General features: G+C 67.7%; 20 protein-coding genes and 1 pseudogene. 17 read left to right on the plus strand and 4 right to left on the minus strand.

Annotation, left to right across the window (positions count from 1 at the left end):
* The 5 genes and pseudogenes from A7D17_RS23680 to gvpU form a co-directional block, all read left to right on the plus strand.
* A pseudogene (locus A7D17_RS23680) lies at positions 1-116 on the plus strand (IS5/IS1182 family transposase); the annotation flags it as partial.
* Positions 117-322: 206 nt separating this feature from the next.
* Positions 323-1,480, plus strand: a complete 1,158-nt coding sequence (locus A7D17_RS12790) for a nucleoside hydrolase (RefSeq protein ID WP_064509441.1) — start codon at positions 323-325, stop codon at positions 1,478-1,480.
* A gap of 452 nt (positions 1,481-1,932) precedes the next feature.
* A complete protein-coding gene (locus tag A7D17_RS12795; protein ID WP_064509442.1) occupies positions 1,933-3,393 on the plus strand; it encodes an AtzE family amidohydrolase in 1,461 nt (486 codons plus the stop codon).
* Positions 3,393-4,973: a gamma-glutamyltransferase family protein gene (locus tag A7D17_RS12800; protein ID WP_064509443.1), complete on the plus strand. Its 1,581-nt coding sequence runs from the start codon at positions 3,393-3,395 to the stop codon at positions 4,971-4,973. Before A7D17_RS12795 ends, A7D17_RS12800 begins: the two co-directional genes overlap by 1 nt.
* A gap of 227 nt (positions 4,974-5,200) precedes the next feature.
* On the plus strand, positions 5,201-5,659 hold the full coding sequence (gene gvpU / locus A7D17_RS12805; protein ID WP_064509444.1) for a gas vesicle accessory protein GvpU: 459 nt from the start codon (positions 5,201-5,203) through the stop codon (positions 5,657-5,659).
* 176 nt (positions 5,660-5,835) lie between these two features.
* On the opposite strand, the gene A7D17_RS12810 is transcribed toward gvpU, so the two are convergent.
* Complete coding sequence (locus tag A7D17_RS12810; RefSeq protein WP_239692184.1) at positions 5,836-6,723, minus strand: alpha/beta fold hydrolase; 888 nt, start codon at positions 6,721-6,723, stop codon at positions 5,836-5,838.
* A gap of 24 nt (positions 6,724-6,747) precedes the next feature.
* Between A7D17_RS12810 and A7D17_RS24870 the strand changes: the two genes are divergently transcribed.
* The 4 genes from A7D17_RS24870 (at position 6,748) to A7D17_RS12825 (ending at position 9,581) form a co-directional block, all read left to right on the plus strand.
* Complete coding sequence (locus A7D17_RS24870) at positions 6,748-7,065, plus strand: hypothetical protein (protein WP_239692185.1); 318 nt, start codon at positions 6,748-6,750, stop codon at positions 7,063-7,065.
* A gap of 19 nt (positions 7,066-7,084) precedes the next feature.
* Complete coding sequence (locus A7D17_RS12820; RefSeq protein WP_064509447.1) at positions 7,085-8,026, plus strand: LysR substrate-binding domain-containing protein; 942 nt, start codon at positions 7,085-7,087, stop codon at positions 8,024-8,026.
* 419 nt (positions 8,027-8,445) lie between these two features.
* The gene (locus A7D17_RS24455; protein ID WP_161946546.1) at positions 8,446-8,724 is read left to right on the plus strand and encodes a hypothetical protein; all 279 of its coding nucleotides are present in this window, start codon (positions 8,446-8,448) and stop codon (positions 8,722-8,724) included.
* A 44-nt stretch (positions 8,725-8,768) separates the two neighbouring features.
* The gene (locus A7D17_RS12825) at positions 8,769-9,581 is read left to right on the plus strand and encodes an oxidoreductase (protein ID WP_064509448.1); all 813 of its coding nucleotides are present in this window, start codon (positions 8,769-8,771) and stop codon (positions 9,579-9,581) included.
* 124 nt (positions 9,582-9,705) lie between these two features.
* On the opposite strand, the gene A7D17_RS12830 is transcribed toward A7D17_RS12825, so the two are convergent.
* Positions 9,706-10,905 carry an MFS transporter gene (locus A7D17_RS12830; RefSeq protein ID WP_064509449.1) on the minus strand — a complete coding sequence of 400 codons (1,200 nt, stop codon included), beginning with the start codon at positions 10,903-10,905 and terminating at the stop codon, positions 9,706-9,708.
* A gap of 293 nt (positions 10,906-11,198) precedes the next feature.
* The gene (locus tag A7D17_RS12835) at positions 11,199-12,092 is read right to left on the minus strand and encodes a LysR family transcriptional regulator (RefSeq protein ID WP_064509450.1); all 894 of its coding nucleotides are present in this window, start codon (positions 12,090-12,092) and stop codon (positions 11,199-11,201) included.
* A 371-nt stretch (positions 12,093-12,463) separates the two neighbouring features.
* Between A7D17_RS12835 and A7D17_RS12840 the strand changes: the two genes are divergently transcribed.
* From A7D17_RS12840 to A7D17_RS12875, 8 genes are all read left to right on the plus strand, one after another.
* The gene (locus A7D17_RS12840) at positions 12,464-13,684 is read left to right on the plus strand and encodes an allantoate amidohydrolase (RefSeq protein ID WP_239692189.1); all 1,221 of its coding nucleotides are present in this window, start codon (positions 12,464-12,466) and stop codon (positions 13,682-13,684) included.
* Positions 13,674-14,930, plus strand: coding sequence for a pyridoxal-phosphate-dependent aminotransferase family protein (locus A7D17_RS12845; protein WP_064509452.1), 1,257 nt, complete (start codon positions 13,674-13,676; stop codon positions 14,928-14,930). Before A7D17_RS12840 ends, A7D17_RS12845 begins: the two co-directional genes overlap by 11 nt.
* Positions 14,927-15,817: an allantoinase PuuE gene (gene puuE / locus A7D17_RS12850; protein WP_064509453.1), complete on the plus strand. Its 891-nt coding sequence runs from the start codon at positions 14,927-14,929 to the stop codon at positions 15,815-15,817. The genes A7D17_RS12845 and puuE overlap by 4 nt, the downstream gene beginning before the upstream one ends.
* Entirely contained in the window at positions 15,814-16,209 is a 396-nt protein-coding gene (hpxZ, locus tag A7D17_RS12855) for an oxalurate catabolism protein HpxZ (protein WP_064509454.1), read from the plus strand. The genes puuE and hpxZ overlap by 4 nt, the downstream gene beginning before the upstream one ends.
* Positions 16,206-16,697: a 2-oxo-4-hydroxy-4-carboxy-5-ureidoimidazoline decarboxylase gene (uraD, locus tag A7D17_RS12860; RefSeq protein WP_064509455.1), complete on the plus strand. Its 492-nt coding sequence runs from the start codon at positions 16,206-16,208 to the stop codon at positions 16,695-16,697. The genes hpxZ and uraD overlap by 4 nt, the downstream gene beginning before the upstream one ends.
* Positions 16,694-18,115, plus strand: a complete 1,422-nt coding sequence (gene hpyO, locus A7D17_RS12865) for an FAD-dependent urate hydroxylase HpyO (protein ID WP_064509456.1) — start codon at positions 16,694-16,696, stop codon at positions 18,113-18,115. The genes uraD and hpyO overlap by 4 nt, the downstream gene beginning before the upstream one ends.
* A complete protein-coding gene (uraH, locus tag A7D17_RS12870) occupies positions 18,112-18,444 on the plus strand; it encodes a hydroxyisourate hydrolase (RefSeq protein ID WP_064509501.1) in 333 nt (110 codons plus the stop codon). Before hpyO ends, uraH begins: the two co-directional genes overlap by 4 nt.
* A 114-nt stretch (positions 18,445-18,558) precedes the next feature.
* Positions 18,559-19,032: a YehS family protein gene (locus tag A7D17_RS12875; protein WP_064509502.1), complete on the plus strand. Its 474-nt coding sequence runs from the start codon at positions 18,559-18,561 to the stop codon at positions 19,030-19,032.
* A gap of 471 nt (positions 19,033-19,503) precedes the next feature.
* Here A7D17_RS12875 and A7D17_RS12880 read toward each other — a convergent pair whose 3' ends face one another.
* Positions 19,504-21,621, minus strand: coding sequence for a methyl-accepting chemotaxis protein (locus A7D17_RS12880; RefSeq protein WP_064509503.1), 2,118 nt, complete (start codon positions 21,619-21,621; stop codon positions 19,504-19,506).
* Positions 21,622-21,849 lie beyond the last annotated feature (228 nt).

The following is a 21,849-nucleotide window of genomic DNA, read 5'->3' on the forward strand; positions in this document are numbered from 1 at the left end:
TGCGCTATCGCGGCTTGGCGAAGAATACCGCGCAGGTGCTGACGCTGTTCGCGCTGTCGAATCTGTGGCTGAAGCGAAAGCAGTTACTGCCTGCCGTGGGGAAGGTGTGCCTGTAGCAGGGGCAACATCGCGCACATGCGCCGGAAACGGCCAAAAACCGCAGGCCTGAGCGTCATTGGCGCGACCGATGCGGCTTACCTCATCCTCCGATGGCGTTGATCAGACCATCCCTAACGCTACATCGCGCGCAGGCACGCGCCTGCTCATGCAACGTCCGCTCCATCTCCGCTGCACCCCATTCCACCTCCACGACCGAAGCGCAATGACCGACCCGAACGCCACCGCATCCAGACGCCGCGTCATCCTCGAAGACGATATCGATGGCTTCACGCCTGCGCATGTCCTGCTGTTGCAATCGCCCGAGGTCGAGGTGCTCGGCATCAGCGCGGTGAGCGGCAATATCTGGCGCGACGAAGTGCTGGCGCATACCTGCCGCCTGCTGGAACTGGCCGGCCATCAGCAGATTCCGGTGCTGCCGGGTCCGGTGCATCCGCTGCTCAACAGCGAGGCCGCCACCGAGCGCTGGGAAGCGCTGTACGGCAAGCTGGTCTGGAAAGGTGCGTGGACGCGGCAGTGGGTGGACGGCGACACCGTGCAGAGCGCGCCGCGCTATCACGCACACGATGTGGTGCCCGACCTGGCGCTGGGCAATCCCAGCGTGGTGCACCCGGCCGACGAGCCGGCCGCGTTGTTCATGCTGCGCATGGTGCGCCAGTATCCGGGCGAGGTGAGCATCATTGCCACCGGCCCGCTGACCAATCTGGCGCTGGCGCAATCGCTGGACCCGGCGTTCGCCACGCTGGCACGCGAACTGGTCTACATGGGCGGCAGCCTCAATCCGCGGCAGCAGCGCAGCAGCGTGAGCGCACAGCAATTCGCGCGTGAATTCGTCAATTCGCCCCGCCGCGAATTCAATATCCGCTGGGATCCGGAAGCCGCCCGCATCGTCATGCATGCCCCGTGGCGCAAGATCACCATGGTGCCGGTGGACCCTTCCACCGCCACCGAACTCACCCCGCAACTGCTCGCGCGCATGAGCGCCGCCGACACCGCGATCGGGCATGCACTGCGCCGACGCGAGCCGGGCTTTCCGATGTGGGATGAGCTGGCCACGGCGCTGTGGCTGCGGCCGGAACTCGCAACCCGCACCGATACGGTGTACGTGGATACCAACACTGCCTTCGACGCGGGCTATGGCGACATCCTGTCATGGGCACCGGGCTACCAACCCGGCCTGGGCGAGCAGGCGCAGACGGTGGTGCATGCGGTGGATGTGGAGGCGTTCGAACACCTTCTGGTGGACCGCCTCACCGCACCGCAGCCGCCGGCCGTGGGCAGGCCGTTACCTCCGCTGCCACCGGACCAAGCCGCACGCGGCACAGATGAGGGAATTGATCACGACCTATCGCGCATTGCGTAGGTAGAACGCGATCCAGCGCGCGCCTGACACCTCGTCAACCGGCCGGAAAACCACTCGCCCTAGTTCCTCTCGCGCAGGAAGCGGGCAGATGCCGGCGCTGAGACAAAACGACGCCTCACGCCGCCCCCGCATGCTTAGATCGCGCAGCGGCACCCCGACAACGCCCCAGCATCACCGCACTAACGCGCTTCCCCGAGACCTTCCATCCTCAGTGCAGGCCTCATCCAGTCATCAACTGCAATTCACCAAATTACTCAGCTCATGCGCTGTCTTGCAGTCAATTACAGCTCGTTCCCACGCACCATCAACAAACCCATCGACTGCAATCAACCAAAAAAACAATTCCCCATTCCCCATTCCCCATTCCCAATTCCCAATTCCCAATTCCCAATTCCCAATTCCCGATTCGATTCCCGATTCCCGATTCCCGATTCCCAACCCCAAGGTGACCCATGCAACTCCCAGCGCAGTGGCAAGCCGGCATCGATCGCAATACCGACATCCTGCGCGGCCATGCGCACGTGTTGGCCAGCTTCACCCCGCCACGCGCCGCACCCCATGACACGGCTGGCCCGCAGGGCCGGATCGCAGCCATCGTCGCCACCACGCGCAGCCAGCCCGCGCAAGCCGCGCGCCTGGCCACCCAGACCCTGGCGCGCATCCACCAGGCCAACGACCGCCTGTGTGCGATCACCCGCCTGCTGCCGGCGCGCGCCGCCGCCGATGCCGCGCGCGTGCAGTCGGCGCTGACCGGTGGCAGCGATGGCGGTGCGCTGGCGGGCGTGCCGTTCGTGGTCAAGGACCTGTTCGATGTCGCCGGCCAGGTCACCACCGCCGGCGCGGCGCTACGCGCGCACTGCGCGCCGGCCCATCGCGATGCGGCGGTGGTGCAACGCCTGAGCGATGCCGGTGCGGTGCTGGTGGGCACCGCCAACATGGACGAATTCGCCTACGGCTTTGCCACCGTCAACGCACATTACGGCACCACCGCCAACCCGCACGATCACCGGCATCTGGCCGGCGGCTCGTCGGGTGGCTCGGCGGCGGCGGTGGCAGCGGGGCTGGTGCCGTTCGCGCTGGGCTCGGACACCAACGGCTCGATCCGCGTGCCCGCCGCGTTATGCGGCGTGTATGGCCTGCGCCCGACGCATGGCGCACTTCCGCTGGAGGGCGTGTTTCCGTTCGTCGATGCGCTGGACGTGGTGGGGCCATTGGCGACCTCGGTGGCCGATCTGCGCCGCGTACACGAAGTGGTGCTTGGACAGCCCGTTGCGGCCTGCGCTGCCGACACGCTGCGCATCGCCCGGCTTGGCGGCTGGTTCCAGCACAATCACGATCCCGAGCTGGAGACCGGCCTGGGCGCATTGATGCAGGCCTGCAACAGCACCGCGATGATCCAGTTGCCGGAAGCCGAGCGTGCCCGCGCGGCGGCCTTCGTGCTGACCGCCGCCGAAGGTGGCCATCGCCATCGCGCCGCCCTGGGGACGCAGGCCGAGCAGTTCGACCCGGCCACGCGCGACCGCTTGCTGGCCGGGTTGCAGCTGCCGGCCAGCGCAGTGGCCGATGCGCAGGCGTTCGCCCGCTGGTTCACCAACGCGATGCGGGCGCTGTGGGACGTGGTGGACGTGCTGATCGCCCCCGCCACGCCGTGCGTGGCGCCGCGCATCGATCAAGACACCATCCAGATCGATGGCCTGCCAGTCTCGGCACGCGCCAACCTGGGCATCTTCACCCAGCCGCTTGGCCTGGCCGGGTGCCCGGTGCTGGCCGCGCCGCTGCCGCGTCCGGGGCGCCTGCCGTTGGGCGTGCAGCTGGTCGCCGCGCCCGGCCGCGAAGATCGCCTGTTCGCCCTCGCCGCGCAGCTCGAACGCGATGGGCACCTGGCCTTCAGCCCCCCCGCGGAGGGCCAGTGATGCTGCAGACCTTGCGCGCCTGCCGCGGCATGGTGGTGGCCCCGCATCACCTGGCCGCACAGGCCGGCCGCGATGTGTTGCGCGACGGCGGCACCGCCATCGAAGCGGCCGTTGCCACCGCCGCCTGCCTGGCCGTGGTGTACCCGCACATGACCGGCATCGGCGGCGACGGCTTCTGGCTGATCCGCGAGCCCGATGGACGCGTCCACGCCATCGATGCCTGCGGCCGCGCCGCGCGTGCAGCGACCCTGGACTTCTACGCCGGCCAGGCCGGCATCCCGTGGCGCGGCCCCGGTGCGGCCAATACCGTGGCCGGAGCCGTCTCCGGCTGGGCATTGGCGCTGCAACAGGCCGATGGCCGGCTGCCGCTGCAGCGCCTGCTCGCCGATGCCATCCACCATGCCGGCGCCGGCGTGCCGGTCACTGCCGGCGGCGCGCAGATCGCGGCCAGCAAGGGCGACGCGCTGCGCTGCCAGCCCGGCGCCTACGCACGCATCTTCGAACCCCACGGCGTGCCCCTGCGCGAGGGCGCGCTGCTGCAGCAACCGCAGCTGGCACACACCCTGCAGCGGCTGGCCGACGCCGGCCTGGACAGCTTCTATCGCGGTGAACTGGCCGCCGACATCGCCACCGACCTGCATGCGCTCGGCAGCCCGCTGCATGCCGACGACCTGGCCGCGCACCGCGCCGATCGCAGCGTACCGTTGTCGGTGGGCATTGCCGGTGCACGCGTCTACAACCACGCGCCACCCACCCAGGGCCTGGCCTCGTTGCTGATCCTGGCGTTGTTCGACCGCCTGCAGGTGACCCAGGCCGACAGCCTTGCACATGTGCATGGCTTGATCGAAGCCACCAAGCAGGCCTTCCTGATCCGCGATGCGCAGATCGGCGACCCGGCGTGGATGACGCTGGATGCGCAGGCGTTGCTGGACGACAGCGCCGCGCTCGACGCCCTGGCCGCACGCATCGACATGACCCGTGCCCTGCCCTGGCCACACCCCTCGCAGGCCGGCGATACCGTGTGGTTCGGCGCCATCGACGCCGCCGGGCGTGCGGTCAGCTGCATCCAGTCCACCTACTTCGAGTTTGGCTCCGGCCTGGTGCTGCCGCGCACCGGCATCACCTGGCAGAACCGCGGCTGCAGCTTCCGCCTGGCGGCAGACGGCTGGAACGCGCTCGCGCCGGGGCGCAAACCCTTCCACACCCTCAACCCGGCACTGGCCACCTTCGACGATGGCCGCGTCATGGCCTACGGCACCATGGGCGGCGAAGGCCAACCGCAAACCCAGGCAGCGCTGTTCTCGCGTTACGCCCGTTACGGCATGCCGCTACAGCAGGCCATCACCGCACCGCGCTGGCTGCTCGGCCGCACCTGGGGCGAGGACAGCACCACGTTGAAGCTGGAAGACCGCTTCGATCCAGCGCTGGTGCAGGCCTTGCGGGAGGCCGGGCATGCGGTGGAACTGCTGCCTGCCTACACGGCGGTGATGGGGCACGCCGGTGCACTGGTGCGGCAGGCCGATGGCGTGATCAGCGGCGCCAGCGACCCGCGCTCAGACGGTGTTGTTGCAGGGTGGTGAGCACGGCAGGCGGCATGCGATCACCGCGGCCTTGCCACGCCGACGCCAGGCCGCGTGCAGGCGGCACAGGCGTTCATGCATCACAACACGGTGCTTTCGACACGGCCGGAGCGAACCCGGCCGCAGTCACTGCGGGAAGACGTGTGCCATGCTTGCGCACGCATGGTCAGTGATCCAGATCCGCCATGCGCACGACGCGTCGTCGAATCCAACCAGAGGAGAGCACCATGACAGACCAGGAACAACATCAACCGTCGCTGGAAGACGTCAAGCTGGCGTTCGACGGCCAGAGCGTGGATTGGTATCTGCAGAAGCTGGTCGGCATTGCCAACGCTTCCAATACGCAGTTCGGCATCACCCTGTTTGTGGAAGGCGTGATCGTCTCGGGCCAGCTGGTGAGCGGCAAGCAGTACTTCGAAGCCTTTGCACAGGAATTTTCTGCGGCGTTTCCCGGTAGTGACGAGGAGAAAGAAGACATTCGTCTTGCATTCGCCAGCCATGCCAGCATTTACGACGCCGATGACGACAGCCAGCAGAGCAGCGCACCGCCGCAGTTTATCCACCTGATCGATGCGCGTTGCTTCTCACCCGGCGGCCAGCCGCTGCCAAGCAACCGCGGCGTGCTCTGGCGCGGCAAGGTCAACGCGGTGTCCAGCTTCACCCTGGGCTCGCTGTCTGCCGATTAGGTCTGGCAGGCACGCGGGTAGCCGTTGATCGCGCAGCCCGGCCGTCTGCAGGATCGGCCGGCACGTGCTGCGGCCACCGGTGGCCTGGCTGGAGCCGCTTGTCATTGTCTTCCACGCACAGCAAGCATGACAGCGGCCCGCCTCTTGAATGCATCCCCCAACCCGATGCCGGCGACTCAGGTCGCCGTCTGCAGCGCGCGCGGCAGGAACTTGCCGATGATCTGTGCAATCTCGCCCGCATGGGTTTCCAGCGCAAAGTGGCCGGTGTCGAGCAGGTGCACTTCGGCGTTCGGCAGATCGGTGCGATAGGCCTGCGCGCCGGCCGGCACAAATGCCGGATCGTGCTTGCCCCACACCGCCAGCAACGGCGGCTGATGGGCGCGGAAATACGCCTGGAACGCCGGATAGGCCTGCAGGTTGCTGCGGTAGTCCAGGATCAGATCCAGCTGGATCTCTTCGGCGCCCGGGCGCGCCATGTAGGCGATATCCAGGGTGTAGCCGTCGGGCGAGAGCCTGCTCGGGTCCACACCGGTGCCGTACTGCCACTCACGGATGGTCTGCGCCGACAATGAGGCACGGCAAGCCTGGCGATTGGCGTCCGTCGGCTCGCGCCAGTACGCCTGCCATGCATCCCACTGGTCGCTGAAGCCCTCCAGATAGGCATTGCCGTTCTGGCTGATGATGGCGCTGACCTTGTGCGGGTTCGCGGCCGCCAGGCGCAGGCCCACCGGCGCGCCGTAGTCGAAGACGTACAGCGCATAGCGGTCCAGGCCCAGCGCGTCGGTGAAGCCTTCGATCACCTTGTAGAGCGCGTCGAAGGTGTACTCGAACTGCCCGCGCGGCGGCGCCTTGGTCATGCCGAAGCCAGGCAGGTCCGGCGCGATCAGGCGGTACCGGCCTGCCAGCAACGGCATCAGGTCGCGGAACATGTGGCTGGCGCTGGGAAAACCATGCAGCAGCAACACGACCGGCGCGTCCTTGCGCCCCGCTTCACGGTAGAACACCTCGACATCGCCAACCTGCTGGGTGCGATAGCGGACGCGCTGGGTGGGATCGTGGGACATGCTGTCTCCTTCAAGGGATGGGAAATGGTGGCCGGGCCCATCGGCCGCTCGCAGTACACCGGCACCCAGCGCCAGTGCAGTGCCGATCCAGGACGCGCGCAGGAAACGGCGGCGCTCGCGCAGTGCCGAAACGTCGTGTGGCGTGAACGTGGTGGGCGACTCGGCGTGCATGTGATCCGGGAGGGGGGGGGAATGGCGGCCATGCTAGGTCTGCCGGCGTGGCGCGAGAACCACCATGGCGTTGAATGGAGCATTGCGTGGCGCGCAATGCCGCGCCCGGCGGTTGCGCTTGCAGGCATGCGGGACGCGCAGCTTGGCGGCGCGATCACCGCGGGCTGCTAGGCTTCGCGTCTTGTCGAAGATGATGGTCGAGCGCGAGGCACCGGTGGATCGCATCCAGGAAATGACGCTCTTTGCGGCGCTGACCGAGCAGGCGAGCTTTGCCGCGGTGGCACGCAAGCTCGGCATTTCCACCGCCACGGTCACCCGTACCATTGCGCAGCTGGAGCGCCGCCTTGGTGTGCTGCTGGTGGTCCGCAGCACCCGCACCATGCGGCTCACCGAAGCCGGCCAGCAGTACGCCAGCGATTGCCGGCGCCTGCTGAGCGAGCTGGACGAACTGGAAACCCGCGCGGCCGGATTGCACGCGCTGCCCGGCGGCGTGCTCACCGTGACCGCACCGCAGATGTTCGGCGCCCTGCACGTGATGCCGGTGGTCACACGCTTCCTGCAGCGCTACCCGCAGGTGCAGGTACGCGCCATCCTGCTGGACCGGGTGATGGCACTGCTGGATGAGGGCATCGATGTGGCCGTGCGGATCGGTGCGTTGCCCGATTCGTCGCTGACCGCCATCCCGGTCGGCAGTGTCCGCCGCATGGTGTGTGCCACGCCCGCTTATCTGCGCGCGCACGGCATTCCGCCGCATCCGGATGCGCTGATGCAACACGCCACGGTGACGATCTCATCGGCCGAACGCGCGCCGCGCTGGCCGTTCCGGGTGGAAGGGCGCGAGCATCTGGTGGATGTGGGCGCGCGGCTCAGCGTCAGCGCCTCCAACGCCGCCATCCACGCCGCACTGCAGGGATGGGGGCTGACCCAGGTGCCGTCCTACCAGGTGCGCGAGCATTTGCGCAGCGGGCAACTCGCCTGCGTGCTGGAAGAGTTCGAAATCGCACCGGAACCGGTGCATGTGGTGCATGTGGAAGGACGTCGCGGCTCGTCCAAGGTGCGCCGCTTCGTCGACGAGTGCGTCGACGCATTACGCCAGGAACTCGGCGAGGCGCCTCCGGCCCAAGGGACCTAACGCTGCATCGGCATCGGCATGGCGGCCGCCCCGGGCCTGCGTGCGGCAGCCTGATGGAATCCCTGTTCCCATCAGCGTTGACCACCTTGACCAGCGGGCGCACACCCACGCCGGATCTGCTGGCTGGCCAAGAGCGTTCCTTGTTGCCTCATCGCCGACTCTGGCCCGCGTGGCGCGCTGGCGGCAGGGCTGAGGCGGATCTGGGGTAGTGCCTGCGCCTGGGTGGGGAGCACTACTGCGCGCACCTTTCGCACGCCGGCATCTGAGGCGGCCAACCGTCAGGGCCGCCCCAGGTCACCGGTGGGCGACGGGCACTCCACCACGACGTCGCCGCCAGTTTGATGCCGGTCAAGCTCACTGCTTGCTTTTTTAGATTACGAATGACATCTTAATTGCCTCGAGTCCGGGACGCGCTGCTGATGTCCACCCTGCCTGACACCTTCCTGCCTGACACCTTCCTGCCTGACACCTTCCTGCCTGACACCTTCCTGCCTGACACCTTCCTGGCTGCCGCTCCCACTGCTCCCACTGCTCCCGCTGTCCTGCCTGCCCGGGGTGTGGACGGGATGACCCGGTACGGCGGCGATGCAGCAGGTGGCCGGCAGCACGCCATCGAGCGCAGCCAACGCCGTGACGGCCCGGCATCCCGCCGCAAGCGGCACGCAGCCCGCCCTGCCCGTTGTCACAGCGTTCCCTGATCGCACTTGTTCCATCGCCCGCATCGCTCACCGAGGACATTCACATGACTTCCCACCCACCCGTCGCACTGGTAACCGGCGCCTCGTCCGGTATCGGCCTGGCGGCCGCCACCCAGCTGGCCGCGGCCGGGTACACCGTCTATGGCACCAGCCGGCGCGGTGCCGACGCCGGTGAACGCGGATTCCCGCTGCTGGCGCTGGACGTGACCGACGACGCATCGGTGCAGTCGGCCATCGACGCACTGCACGCCCGCGAGGGACGCATCGACCTGCTGGTCAACAACGCGGGAATCGGCATCACCGGTGCCGCCGAGGAAAGTTCGATCGCGCAGGTGCGCGCGCTGTTCGACACCAACGTGTACGGTGTGGTGCGGGTAACCAATGCGGTGCTGCCGATCATGCGCGCACAGCGCAGCGGACGCATTCTCAACGTGGGCTCGGGCCTGGGCTTTATTCCGGCGCCTTTCAGTGCGTACTACTCGGCCAGCAAACATGCGCTGGAAGGCTATTCCGAATCGCTGGATCACGAGGTGCGCGGCTTCGGCATCCGCGTAACGGTGATCGAGCCGGGCGCCACCAGAACCGGCTTCGAGTCCAGCACCACGCCGGCAGACCGCCCGCTGTCAGCCTACGATGCATTGCGTGCCGGCTACCAGAAAGCCTACGACGCCGCGATGGCAGTCGCCGACACACCCGACAGCGTGGCCCAGACCATCGTGCTGGCCGCAGGCGATCAACGTCCCAAGCTGCGCTATCCCTCTGGCAAGTCCGCACGCCAGGGCGCATTCGCACGTCGCTTTCTGCCGCGCGCGATGCTGGACAAGGCGCTGCACAAACAATTCGGGATGGGCAGCTAGCGCGCTGTGCGGCGCACGCATCTGCGTGTGCGTTGATCAGGACCCAAGCCCCTCAACCAGGCCCCTCAACCAGGCGGGTTGTACACCTTCTGCCATCCACGGCAATGGCAGATCGGCGCACCACTCATGGCCGCAAGTGATCGCCACGGCCGGCCATCAGCGACGACGCCAGCAGCAAGACGTCGGCGCCGATGAAAGTGGCGCCGATCGACAGGCGATCCAGCAGCAGGCCGCCCAACGCACCGCCAAGCATGATGGCGAGCTGGATCGCGGCCACCATCAGGCCGCCGCCGCTTTCCGGTGCGTCCTTCAGGCAGCGGCTGAGCCAGGTGGACCACGCGACCGGCATCGCCGAATTGAGCAGGCCCCAAGAGATCATCGCCGCTGCCAGCAACCACAGCACGTGCCCACTCAGCAGCATCGCCAACGTCACCACGCCCAGTGCCGCCGGCACCACGGCAAGCAGGGTGAACAGCCGCTTGGGCACCCATGCGGTGGCAGCGTAGGTGCCTGCAAAACCGGCCAGGCCCAACCCAAGCAGCAGCAATGACAGCTGCGACACATCGACATGCGCCACCGACTCCAGGAATGGGCGGAAGTAGGTAAAGGCGCAAAATGCCCCGGCAAACCCCAGCATCACCGCCAGCATTGCGCGGGCAACATAGCGGCGTTTCAACAGGCCGCCGATGTCACGCAGCGACACGCCCCCGCGTGCGGGCATCGACGGCAGGCTGCGCCATTGCCAGGTGATGGTGAGCATGACCAATGGCACCATTGCCCAGAACACACCGCGCCAACCGATGGATGCGCCCAGATAACTGCCCAGCGGTGCGGCGAACGCAGTGGCCACGGCATTGCCGATGTAGACAACGCCCAGAGCCTTCGGCACGGCGTACTCGGGCATGATCCGCATCACCGTGGCGGTCGCCAGCGCCCAGAAACCGCCGATGGTGACGCCGAGCAAGGCACGTGCGGCCATCAACCTGCCAAAACTGTGCGCGTTTGCGATCAGCAGCAGCGACAGCAGCATCACCGCGCTCAGACCGACCAGGACATGACGCCGATTCATGCGCGCGGACAGCGGCGCGATCAGCAGGCTGGCCGCCACCGCAAACAGCCCGGAAATCGAGATCGCCTGCCCGGCCATGCCGGGGCTGGCATGCAGATCCGCGGCAATCGGGGTGAGCAGGCTCACCGGCATGAATTCCGCTGCAATCAACAGCGCCACGCACAGTGACATCGAACCCACCGCGCCCCAGCGCTGGCGCGGATCTGCAACCGCATCACGCGGCGCTGTGTCGGTGGCAACGGCATTGGTTGGCATAACGCAGCCTCACAAGAACATGCGACGACCTCATGCCGCCGGCAAGCGCAATGGCCCGGGGCGAAGTCAGGGAGTGGAATGGCAGCCGATGCAGCGCATCGGCGTCAGCCGGCAACAGGACGAGCGCGCCGGCATGGCCGCGCTGGCGTGCGGCCTGGAGGAGGCGAAGATTACGTGGGCCGCCGCAGGCGATAAAGGTCGATCAGCCGCACGGGTCTATGAGGCGCACTCATGAGCCGTGCTTTTGTCCTGATCGGTGCGCACGCCGTTGCGTTGCGATGCCGCGCACCGCATCACCCTTTGTAACGCAGCGCGTCCAGCACCAGATTGAATGCTGGCGAAGAGTGCCGGCGGCTGGGATAGAACGCATGCAGGCCCGGCCAGGTCGGCGACCAGTCCTGCATCAGCCAACGCAGCCGCCCGGCCTCGAGATGCGGGCGCACCAGGTCTTCCTGCACGAACGCAATTCCGAAACCGTCCAGCGCCGCATCGAGCGCTTCGTAGATCCCGTTGAAGATGAGCTGCCCCTCCACGCGCACGATGACTTCGCGGCCATCTTTTTCCAGCTCCCAGGCATAGAGCCCGCCGGCGCTCTTCATGCGCAGGTTGATGCAGGTGTGGGCGGTCAGATCCTGTGGCGTGGTCGGCAACGGCCTGCGCGCAAGATAGGCAGGCGACGCCACCAGCGCCATGCGCATGTCCGGCGCGATGCGTGCGGCAATCATGTCCTTTTCCACCTGGTCGCCCAGGCGCACGCCCAGGTCGTAACGGTCGGCCACGATATCGGTCAGGCCGTTGTCCACCACCAGCTCCAGCTTGATGTCAGGGTACTGCCGTAGCAATACGGCCAGCCGCGGCCACAGGATTTCGCGCGCGGCATAGTCGGTGGCCGTGATGCGTACGTTGCCGGCCGGGGTCTCACGCATCTCGCTCAGTGCCGACAGTGCTTCCTCGATCTCGGCGAACCGCGGTGCCACGGTCTGGATCAGGCGTTCGCCCGCCTCGGTCGGTGCCACGCTGCGGGTGGTGCGGGTGAGCAGGCGCAGCCCCAGCGTTGCTTCGAGCCCGCGGATGGTGTGGCTGAGCGCCGATTGCGACACGCCCAGCGTGGCCGCGGCACGCGTGAAGCTGCCCTCCCGCACGATGGCGATCAGCGCCAGCAGATCCTTGAAATTATCGCGTGCCATTGGTGAATCCGATTCATGCTCCGCAGGACTGTAGCAGCCCGCCCGCGGGCTGGCGCTGGCGATCGCGAATGGGGTGGCTGGCGTGGGTTTCCTTCTCCGCAGGTCCGGCCGTCGCATGCACCGTCGCATTTTTTGCAACGCCAACCTCGAAAAAAACCGCTTTGGGGCGACACGCACCCCTTCGTATAGTCGGGACGACCGCCTTCCGTCGTGGATCGGCCCCACGCCTTCCCTTTCAAGGACGCAGCCATGTTCCCTTCCGCCACGGCGTTGGTCCTGCCGCATGCAATGCATCCAGACCCTCCCCGCCGGGCGTGCACATGCTGAGCGCGGCGGTTGCCACCGCTCAGGCGGCGTCCGGCGCGCGGGCGGTGGCGCGTTGCGACGAGCTGGGCGCGGCTCCTTTCAGCGACACGCCCGGCGGACTGTTCCGCGCCTGGCTCAGCCCGGCGCACCGCGCCGCCGTCGCGCAGGTGGGCGACTGGATGCGCCAGGCCGGCATGCAGGTGCGTCTGGACGCGGCGGCAAACCTGATCGGCCGCTACGACGGCACCCATGCCGACGCACCGGCGCTGCTGATCGGCAGCCATCTGGACAGCGTGCGCGATGCCGGCCGCTACGACGGCCCGCTCGGCATCCTGCTCGGCATCGAATGCGTGGCCGCACTGCAGGCGCAAGCGCGGCGCTTGCCATTCGCCATCGAAGTCATCGCGTTCGGCGACGAAGAGGGTTCGCGCTTTCCCGCCTCCATGTTCTGCAGCCGCGCGGTGGCCGGCACGCTCGACCCGACCACGTTGGCGGTGAGCGACGCCGCCGGCATCGACGTCGCCAGCGCGCTGGCGCAATGGGATCTGGACATCGCGCAGATCCACCACGCCGCGCGCGCGCCGGGCAGCGTGCTGGCGTACGTGGAGACCCATATCGAACAAGGCCCGGTGCTCGAGGCCGAAGGCCTGCCGGTGGGTATTGTTACTGCGATCGCCGCACAACGGCGGTTTGCGCTGCGGTTTGAAGGCCGCGCCGGGCATGCCGGGACCACCACGATGGCGCTGCGTCGCGATGCCTTGAGCGCCGCAGCCGAAGCATTGCTGGCAATCGAACGCATCGCGCGCGAGGGCAGCGACGATCTGGTCGCCACCGTCGGCAAGCTGCAGCTCGCACCCGGCGCCGTCAACGTGGTGCCCGGCCGCGTGGACTGCACGCTGGACGTGCGCGCCGGCGATGACGCCACCCGCGACGCCGCGGTGCGTGCCATCGAACACGCACTGGCGCGCATCGGTGCGGCGCGTGGCATCGCCATTGCCATCGAGCCGCTGCAGACGCTGGCCGCCAGCCCCTGCGCACCAGCGCTGATGACCCGGCTCGAACACGCCGTCGCCGCGCAAGGCATCGCCCCCCGGCGGCTGGTCTCCGGCGCCGGCCACGATGCAATGACGATGGCCGCGCTCTGCCCGACTGCCATCCTGTTCGTGCGCTGCGCCGGCGGCGTCAGCCATCATCCGGACGAACACGTCGACCCGGCCGACGCCGAGGTCGCCCTGGCTGTCATGCGCCACTTCATCGAACACCTGGGAGACCCCCTTGTCACCTGACCTGCGTCACCTGCACACCTTCGCCGAACTCGATCCGCCACAACGCCTGTTGATGGGGCCGGGCCCGGTCAATGCGCATCCGCGCGTGCTGCGCGCGATGGCGGCCGATCTGCTGGGCCAGTTCGACCCGGAAATGACCAGCTACATGAACGAGGTGATGGCGCTGTACCGACCCTTGTTCGGCACGGACAATCGCTGGACGTTTCTGGTCGACGGCACCGCGCGTGCCGGCATCGAAGCGGCACTGGTGTCGCTGGTGCAACCGGGCGACCGCGTGCTGGTGATCAACTTCGGCCGCTTCGGCCTGTTGCTCACCGAAATCCTGCAACGCCTGGGCGCCGACGTGCACAGCGTGGAGGCGCCATGGGGCGAGGTGGTGCCGTTGGACGCGATTGCCGAAGCCATCGAGCGCGTGGCCCCCAAACTGGTGGCCACCGTGCACGGCGACACCTCCACCACCATGGCGCAGCCGCTCGACGGCCTGGGCGCGCTGTGCCGCAAGGCCGGCGCGCTGAGTTACGTGGATGCCACCGCCACCATCGGCGGCATGGAGATCGCCAGCGATCGCTGGGACGTGGACGTGGTGACCGGCGGCCTGCAGAAATGCCTGGGCGGGCCGTCCGGTTCGGCACCGATCACCGTGTCCAACGCGGCAGCCGAGGCGATCTTCGCGCGCCGCCATGTCGAACGCGGCATCGTGCGCGAGGACATCGTCAACGGCCGCGGGCCGCGCATCGCCTCGAATTATTTCGACCTGGCGATGATCATGGATTACTGGTCGGACAAGCGCCTCAACCACCACACCGAAGCCACCACCATGCTGTACGGCGCCCGCGAATGCGCACGCGTCGCGCTGCAGGAAGGCCTGCACGCACGCGTCGCGCGCCACGCCGCTGCCGGCCGCGCGGTGAGCGCAGGGGTGCGCGCGATGGGCCTGGAGGTGTTCGGCAGCGATGCGTATCGCATGACCAATGTCACCGGCGTGGTGATCCCGCCGGGCATCGACAACGACGCCGTGCGCCGGCGCATGCGCGAGGATTTCGAGATCGAGATCGGCACCGCCTTCGGCCCGCTGCAAGGCAGGATCTGGCGTATCGGCGCGATGGGCTACAACGCGATGAAGCACAAGGTGCTGATCACCCTGGCCGCGCTGGAAGCGGTGCTGCGCGCCGAAGGCTACGCCTGCACGCCAGGGCTGGCGGTGGAAGCCGCACTGGCGGCTTGGCATGCGGAGCCGGCTGCATGAACACAGCGCGCGACCTGGTTGGCTACGGCGCCACACCGCCGCCTGCGCAGTGGCCGGGTGGCGCGCGCATCGCGGTGCAGTTCGTCATCAACTACGAGGAAGGCGCGGAAAACTGCGTGCTCAACGGCGATGCCGGCTCGGAGGCGTTTCTGTCGGAAATGGTCGGCGCGCAAGCGCAGCCCGGCGCACGCGCCATGGCCATGGAAAGCCTGTACGAGTACGGCAGCCGCGCCGGGTTCTGGCGGCTGCACCGGTTGTTCGCCGTGCGCGGCGTGCCGGTGACCGTGTTCGGCGTTGCGAACGCGCTGGCTGCCAATCCGGAAGCAGTGGCCGCGATGCAGGCCGCCGACTGGGAAATCGCCAGCCACGGGCTGCGCTGGATCGACTACCAACATATCGACGAGGCCACCGAGCGCGCGCATATCGCGCAGGCCATCGCGGTGCATACCCAGGTCACCGGCAGCCGCCCGCTGGGCTGGTACCAGGGCCGCACCAGCCCCAACACCGCGCGCCTGATCGCCGAAGAAGGCGGCTTTGTCTACGACGCCGACAGCTATGCCGACGATGTGCCGTATTACGACGCCCGCCATGGCCGCACGCAGTTGATCGTTCCGTACACGCTGGATGCCAACGACATGAAATTCGTCGCCTATAACGGGTTTGCCGATGGCGAGCCGTTCTTTCGCTATCTGCGCGATGGCTTCGAGCAGTTGCGTAGCGAAGGCGGGCGCATGCTCTCGATCGGCCTGCACGGACGCATCGCCGGCAAGCCGGCGCGTACCGCGGCGCTAGCTCGCTTCGTCGATCATGTGCTGGCCAGCGGCGATGCATGGGTGGCGCGGCGCATCGATATCGCACGCCATTGGCTGCAGGTGCATCCGGCATGAGCATCGCCCCTGCCGACATCGATCTGCCCGAGGTGATCGCCCAGGTGACTGACGCCTTTCATGCCTACGAGCGCGCATTGATGCGCGATGACATCGCTGCAATGGATGCGCTGTTCCACGCCGCGCCCAGCACCGTGCGTTACGGCGTGGGCGAGGTGCTGTACGGCATCGATGCCATCCGCGCGTTCCGGATCGGCCGCGGCGGCTCGCCACAACGCCAGCTCGTGCACGTGGAAGTGCACAGCTACGGCCGCGACCATGCGACCACGCATGCCGAATTCGAGCGCGATGGCAGCAGCGCGCGCGGCCGCCAGAGCCAGAGCTGGGTGCGCTTTGCCGACGGCTGGAAAGTGGTGGCCGCGCATGTTTCGCTGCAAGGCACCCACGCATGAACGTGGCCGACGATCCGGTGCTGGACGATGCCGCCTTCGTGGCGCGGTATCGCGCGTTGTTCGAGCATTCGCCATGGGTGGTGGAGCGCGCCGCGCGCCGTCGCCCGTTCGAGGATGTATATCGCGGCTTGATGCAGGTGGTGTTCGATGCATCGCTGCAAGATCAGGTGGCGTTGATTCGCGCGCATCCGGAGCTGGCCGGCAAGGCGGCGATCGACCGCACGCTCACTGCCGCCTCGGCTGCCGAGCAGGCATCGGCAGGTCTGGACCGGTTGAGCGAAGACGAATTCAAACGCTTCCATGCACTCAACCAGGCCTATCGCCAGCGTTTCGGTTTCCCGTTCGTGATCTGCGTAAGGCTGCATGACAAGGCCGGCATCCTGGCCGCGCTGGAGCAGCGCCTGGGTGCCTCGCGCGACGCCGAGATCGCCACCGCCCTCGCCGAGATCGGCAAGATCGTCCACCTGCGCCTGGAGGCACTGCCATGAGCCTGGCCCAACTCGAACGCGCGCTCGCCCACGACCTGCAATGCCTGGCCCATGGCGGCGAGGCCTGGGTGCAACCGCGCGTGCATCCGGCAGGCCACGTGTACGACGTGGTGATCGTCGGCGCCGGCCAGAGCGGCCTGGGCGCGGCCTTCGCGCTGCAACGCGAGCGCGTGCACAACGTGCTGGTCATCGACGAAAATCCCGCCGGACAGGAAGGCCCGTGGGTGACGTACGCACGCATGCAGACGCTGCGCACGCCAAAGCAGATCACCTCGATCGACCTGGGCGTGCCCTCGCTGACCTTCCGTGCGTGGTGGGAGGCGCAACACGGCAGCGCCGCCTGGGACGCGCTGGACAAGATTCCGCGCGGCAGCTGGATGGACTATCTGCGCTGGTACCGCGCGGCGCTGCGGCTGCCGGTGCGCAACGCCACGCAGCTGGCGCGCGTCGAACCCGACATCGCGCCCGGCATCCACCGTTTGCATCTGACGATGGGCGCGCCGCTGCTGACCCGCAAGCTGATCCTGGCCACCGGCATCCAGGGCGGTGGCCAGTGGGTGGTGCCGGACTGGATCGGCCGGGCCCTGCCCACCCACCGCTACGCACACACCTCAAGCCACATCGACTTCGCCGCACTGGCCGGCAAGCGTGTGGGCATCCTGGGCGGCGGCGCTTCGGCGTTCGACAACGCCTGTTTCGCGCTGGACCAAGGTGTCGCCAGTGCCGAGGTGTTCGTGCGTCGCAGCGAGCTGCCGCGCATCAACCCGTTCCGCCACATGGAACAGGCCGGCATCATTCCGCGCTTCCTGACCCTGCCCGATGCGGACAAGTACCGGATGATGGCCAGCTTCTTCGCACACAACCAACCGCCCACCAACGACACCTTCCAGCGTGCCTGCGCGCATGCCGGCTTTGCGCTGCATCTGGGTGCGCCGTGGCTGGAGGTGGCCGAGCGCGACGGCGCGGTGGTGGTACGCACCCCGCACGGCGAACACCGCTTCGATTTCCTGGCCGTGGCCACCGGCCTGGTCACCGACCCGCAGCTGCGCCCGGAGCTGGCCGCGCTGTCCGGGCGCATCGCCTGCTGGGCCGACCGCTACCAGCCACCGCCGGGCCAGGCCAACCCGGTGCTGGATGCGCATCCCTACCTGGGGCCGGGCTTCGAGCTGCTGCCGCGCACGCCCGACGACGCCGCGCTGCTGCACGGGTTGTTCGCCTTCAATTATTCGGCGCTGATCAACCACGGCCCGTCGGCCGCGGCACTGTCCGGGCTCAAGGTCGCACTGCCACGGCTGGGGCGGGCGGTGGCCGACCAGCTGTTCCTGGACGACCGTCAGGCCATCGTCGACCGCTATCTGGCCTACGACCAGCCCGAATTCGTCGGCCAGTGGCCGCAACCGACCCGGGCGGTGGCATGAGCACGCTCTCCACCCACGTGCTGGACACCGCGCTGGGCCGCCCAGCGGCCGGCGTGCCGCTGCGCCTGTTCGCCGGCGACACGCTACGCCTGGAGGCGGTCACCAACCAGGACGGGCGCTGCCCGGCGCTGGCCGCGCTGGTCCTGTCGCCGGGCCGCTACCGGCTGGAATTCGATGTCGCCGGCTACTGGCGCGCCGCCGGCACCGCGCTGGCCGACCCGCCGTTCCTGGAACAGGTACCGATCGCTTTCGGCATCGCCGACGACGGCCATTACCACGTGCCGCTGTTGCTCTCGCCGTACGGCTACTCCACCTATCGCGGCAGTTGAGCGCGCGCCGCGCGGCCAGCCGGGTGCTGCATCCACACCGGCGGTAAGGCTTGTTTCACTCCGGCCCCGTAGACTATGCGCTTTCCGGCCACAGGCCGGGGCTCCGGAATGGTCATGATCCACAACGATGTACTGCGCAGCATCCGCTACATGCTCGACCTCAGCGACGACAAGGTGGTGGAGATCACCCACCTGGCCGACCCCGGGTTCGCGCTCGACAAGCCGCAGGTACAGGCCTGGCTGAAGAAGGAAGACGAACCCGGCTTCGAGCCCTGCACCGATGCGATGCTGGCGCGCTTCCTCGACGGCCTGGTGCTGCGCTTCCGCGGCCGCGACGACAGCCAGCCGCCACGCCCGCTGGAAACCCGCGTCGGCAACAACCTGGTGCTGAAGAAGCTGCGCGTGGCCTTCGAACTGAAGGACGTGGACATGCATGCCATCTTCGCCGGCGCCGGTTTCCCGCTGTCCAAGCCGGAACTGTCGGCACTGTTCCGCCAGCCCGGCCACAAGAACTTCCGCCCCTGCGGGGACCAGTTGCTGCGCGCCTTCCTCAAAGGGCTGACTGCCCGGGTGCGCGAAGCGGGTTGACGACCGGGTGCTGAGGTCGGCCTGGTTTGGCCTGGCTTGGTCGAACGCGGTCTATCTGTTGCTTGGCTGCAAGGCCCTTGCCCGCCCACCATCGCAGGACACGCCGCAAGTACGTCCTTGTAGGCTCTTACGCGGCATCCATGCCGCGTAAGGTCCCGCGACGGTGGGCGGGCAAAGACCAAGCGAGATGGTCGGTGTGCTGGGTGCAAGCAATGCACGATGTGCGTTGTTCGGATTGTGGGAGTCCAGTTAGCCCCTCAATCGAATTCGAGCAACAGGCAAGCCTTGAACAAGGCGATCTCGAACTCCAAAGCAAACACAGGTTTTGACCCCTCCACCGACCAACGCTCTGGTGCGGTGCCCCCACGGACGGATGCACGGCGTGTCCCGCAAGTGGTGAGGGCACCGCGCCCTCGACGCACCGGGCTTTTGATTCAAGCATCTGCACCCGGGCCGCTACAACGCCTTCAATCAAGCCGCAGCCGCCAGACGCGGCTTGCGTGCATCCAGGCGGAACACCGAGACCGCTTCGCTCAGCTCCACCGCCTGTTCTTCCATCGCACGTGCGGCCGCCGACGCTTCTTCCACCAGCGCGGCATTGCGCTGGGTGGTCTCGTCCATGTCGTTGACGGTGCGCGCCACCTGCTCGATGCCCGACGACTGCTCGCGCGAAGCGGCGGAAATCTCGGCGATCAGCGTGGTGACCTGCTGCACCGATTGCACGATGTCCTGCATCGTGCGTCCGGCCTGATCCACGCGTGCGCTACCGCGCGCCACGCTATCGACTGACGCATCGATCAACTGCTTGACCTCCTTGGCCGCCCCGGCCGAGCGCTGCGCCAGCGCGCGCACCTCGGAGGCCACCACCGCAAAGCCGCGTCCCTGTTCGCCGGCGCGCGCCGCTTCCACCGCCGCATTCAACGCAAGGATATTGGTCTGGAACGCGATGCCGTCGATGACGCTGATGATCTCGGCGATCTTCTTGGACGACACTTCGATCTCGCCCATGGTGTCGACCACGCTGGCGACCATCTCGCCACCGCGCCCGGCGATCTCGGCGGCGGCCTGCGCACCGCGGCTGGCCTGCTGCGCGGTGTCGGAGTTCTGCCGCACGGTGGAGGTGAGCTCTTCCATCGAGGCGGCGGTTTCTTCCAGATTGGCGGCCTGTTGTTCGGTGCGTTGCGCCAGATCGCTGTTGCCGGCCGCGATTTCTGCCGAGGCGGTACGAATGGTCTGCGCGGCCAGGGTGATATCGCCAACGATATCGGTCAGGCGCTGCACGGTGGCGTTGGCATCGTCGCGCATGCGCGCAAACACGCCCTGCTGGTTACCGTGCATGCGCGCGGTCAGATCGCCATCGGCAATGGCCTTGAGCAGCTGCGACAGCTCCGCCAGATTCTGGTCCACGTTCTGCATCAGGCCATTGAGGCCCTCGACCATGCCGCGGAATTCAAACTGATAGGCATCGGCGTTGCCGCGGGTGGCGAAGTCGCCAGCGGCGGCGGCATCCACCAGGCCACGGATCTCGCCGTTGATGGCGGCCAGGTTGCGCTTGGTGGTGTCCATCGCATCGGTGATCTGCGCCTTTTCGCCGGGCAGGCGCGGCATGTCCACCGACATGTCGCCCACCGCGTAATGCTGCATTACCTGCAACATCGTGCCGATCAGGCCCACCTGCGCGCCGATCAATCCGTTGGTGTCATCAACCATCCGGCCGTAAGCACCCGGAAAGGCCTGTGCATCCATGCGGTAGCTCATCTGCCCGGCTTCGTGGCGCTGCGCCATGTCCGCCTGCGCGCTGGAGACATCGGTGAGCGTATTGACCACCTGCCCCATCGCCTGGCCGAGCAGGCCGATCTCGTCGCGATTGCTGACCGCAGCCTGCGCGGACAGATCGCCGGCCGCCACCAGGCGTGCCGCACGCGCAACGTTTTCGATGGGGCGCACGATCGAGCGCCGGATCCACCACCCCAGCACCGCCACCAGACAGAGCGCGGCAGCAATGGTGGCCAGTGCCGAATACACCAGCATGCGCTGCGCCGATTGCGAACTTGCCAGGACGGCGGCATCGGCCAAGGCCTTGCTGCGCGCGACCAGGGCCTCCAGCGTGTGGCTGGGCGCGCGGTCCTTGCCCTTGACCAGCTGGTCGCCCACCTGGGTGTCGTAGCCGGACGCGGCGAACTTGCCCAACGCCGCTTCGTAGCTGGTCTGCAGTTCCTGATGCGCCTTGGCGAAGTCCTGCGCCAACGCGCGCGCCTGCGGATCCTGCAGCGCACCGGCCAGCGTCGCGACACTGGCCTGCACGCTCTTGCCTTTGTCGCGGAAGGCGGTCAGATGCTTGTCGAGCAGTGCGGGGTCGCGGCCACGGATCAGCACGTTCTTCCACTCCTGCACCTGCAGGCGGAAATCGCGGGTGAGTGCTTCGCTGGCCGAGGCCTGCGCCACTTCCACCGGCACCTTGCCGGACAGGCTCAGCCAGGCAGAGCCCAGACCGCCAAGTGCACATAACAGGATGATCGACAGACCAAGCGCAAGGGCGCCCAGCAGCTTGCTTTGCAGACTGACAAAACGCGGGGATGGGGTGGACATGGTCGATCCGGTGACGGGTTCACCCAGGTTATCGACGCCAGCCATGCACTCTGAAGCATGCAAGCCTCCTGCACTTGTCCTCGTCCGGCCAGCAGCGTGGCAACCGAGCGGACGCTGCCGCAGCCACCGGGTGACGTGCATTCCTGGGCACGCCCAGCCCCCGGTCCGCAGCGCGCCCCCGACCGGATATCGCCGCCGGCAGCCGCAACCGCTGACGTCGTCAACAGG

Source organism: Xanthomonas floridensis (assembly GCF_001642575.1).
Classification (GTDB): domain Bacteria; phylum Pseudomonadota; class Gammaproteobacteria; order Xanthomonadales; family Xanthomonadaceae; genus Xanthomonas; species Xanthomonas floridensis.

Bases quoted from the DNA above. Each gene is read 5' to 3' on its own strand.
- A7D17_RS12830 (WP_064509449.1), bottom strand. From the start codon at position 10,905: ATGCCAACCAATGCCGTTGCCACCGACACAGCGCCGCGTGATGCGGTT.
- A7D17_RS12800 (WP_064509443.1), top strand. From the start codon at position 3,393: ATGCTGCAGACCTTGCGCGCCTGCCGCGGCATGGTGGTGGCCCCGCAT.
- hpyO (WP_064509456.1), top strand. From the start codon at position 16,694: ATGAGCCTGGCCCAACTCGAACGCGCGCTCGCCCACGACCTGCAATGC.
- A7D17_RS24455 (WP_161946546.1), top strand. From the start codon at position 8,446: ATGTCCACCCTGCCTGACACCTTCCTGCCTGACACCTTCCTGCCTGAC.
- A7D17_RS24870 (WP_239692185.1), top strand. From the start codon at position 6,748: ATGGTGGCCGGGCCCATCGGCCGCTCGCAGTACACCGGCACCCAGCGC.
- A7D17_RS12810 (WP_239692184.1), bottom strand. From the start codon at position 6,723: ATGTCCCACGATCCCACCCAGCGCGTCCGCTATCGCACCCAGCAGGTT.
- A7D17_RS12790 (WP_064509441.1), top strand. From the start codon at position 323: ATGACCGACCCGAACGCCACCGCATCCAGACGCCGCGTCATCCTCGAA.
- uraH (WP_064509501.1), top strand. From the start codon at position 18,112: ATGAGCACGCTCTCCACCCACGTGCTGGACACCGCGCTGGGCCGCCCA.
- gvpU (WP_064509444.1), top strand. From the start codon at position 5,201: ATGACAGACCAGGAACAACATCAACCGTCGCTGGAAGACGTCAAGCTG.
- A7D17_RS12820 (WP_064509447.1), top strand. From the start codon at position 7,085: ATGATGGTCGAGCGCGAGGCACCGGTGGATCGCATCCAGGAAATGACG.
- A7D17_RS12795 (WP_064509442.1), top strand. From the start codon at position 1,933: ATGCAACTCCCAGCGCAGTGGCAAGCCGGCATCGATCGCAATACCGAC.
- A7D17_RS12880 (WP_064509503.1), bottom strand. From the start codon at position 21,621: ATGTCCACCCCATCCCCGCGTTTTGTCAGTCTGCAAAGCAAGCTGCTG.
- A7D17_RS12825 (WP_064509448.1), top strand. From the start codon at position 8,769: ATGACTTCCCACCCACCCGTCGCACTGGTAACCGGCGCCTCGTCCGGT.
- puuE (WP_064509453.1), top strand. From the start codon at position 14,927: ATGAACACAGCGCGCGACCTGGTTGGCTACGGCGCCACACCGCCGCCT.
- uraD (WP_064509455.1), top strand. From the start codon at position 16,206: ATGAACGTGGCCGACGATCCGGTGCTGGACGATGCCGCCTTCGTGGCG.
- A7D17_RS12875 (WP_064509502.1), top strand. From the start codon at position 18,559: ATGATCCACAACGATGTACTGCGCAGCATCCGCTACATGCTCGACCTC.
- hpxZ (WP_064509454.1), top strand. From the start codon at position 15,814: ATGAGCATCGCCCCTGCCGACATCGATCTGCCCGAGGTGATCGCCCAG.
- A7D17_RS12835 (WP_064509450.1), bottom strand. From the start codon at position 12,092: ATGGCACGCGATAATTTCAAGGATCTGCTGGCGCTGATCGCCATCGTG.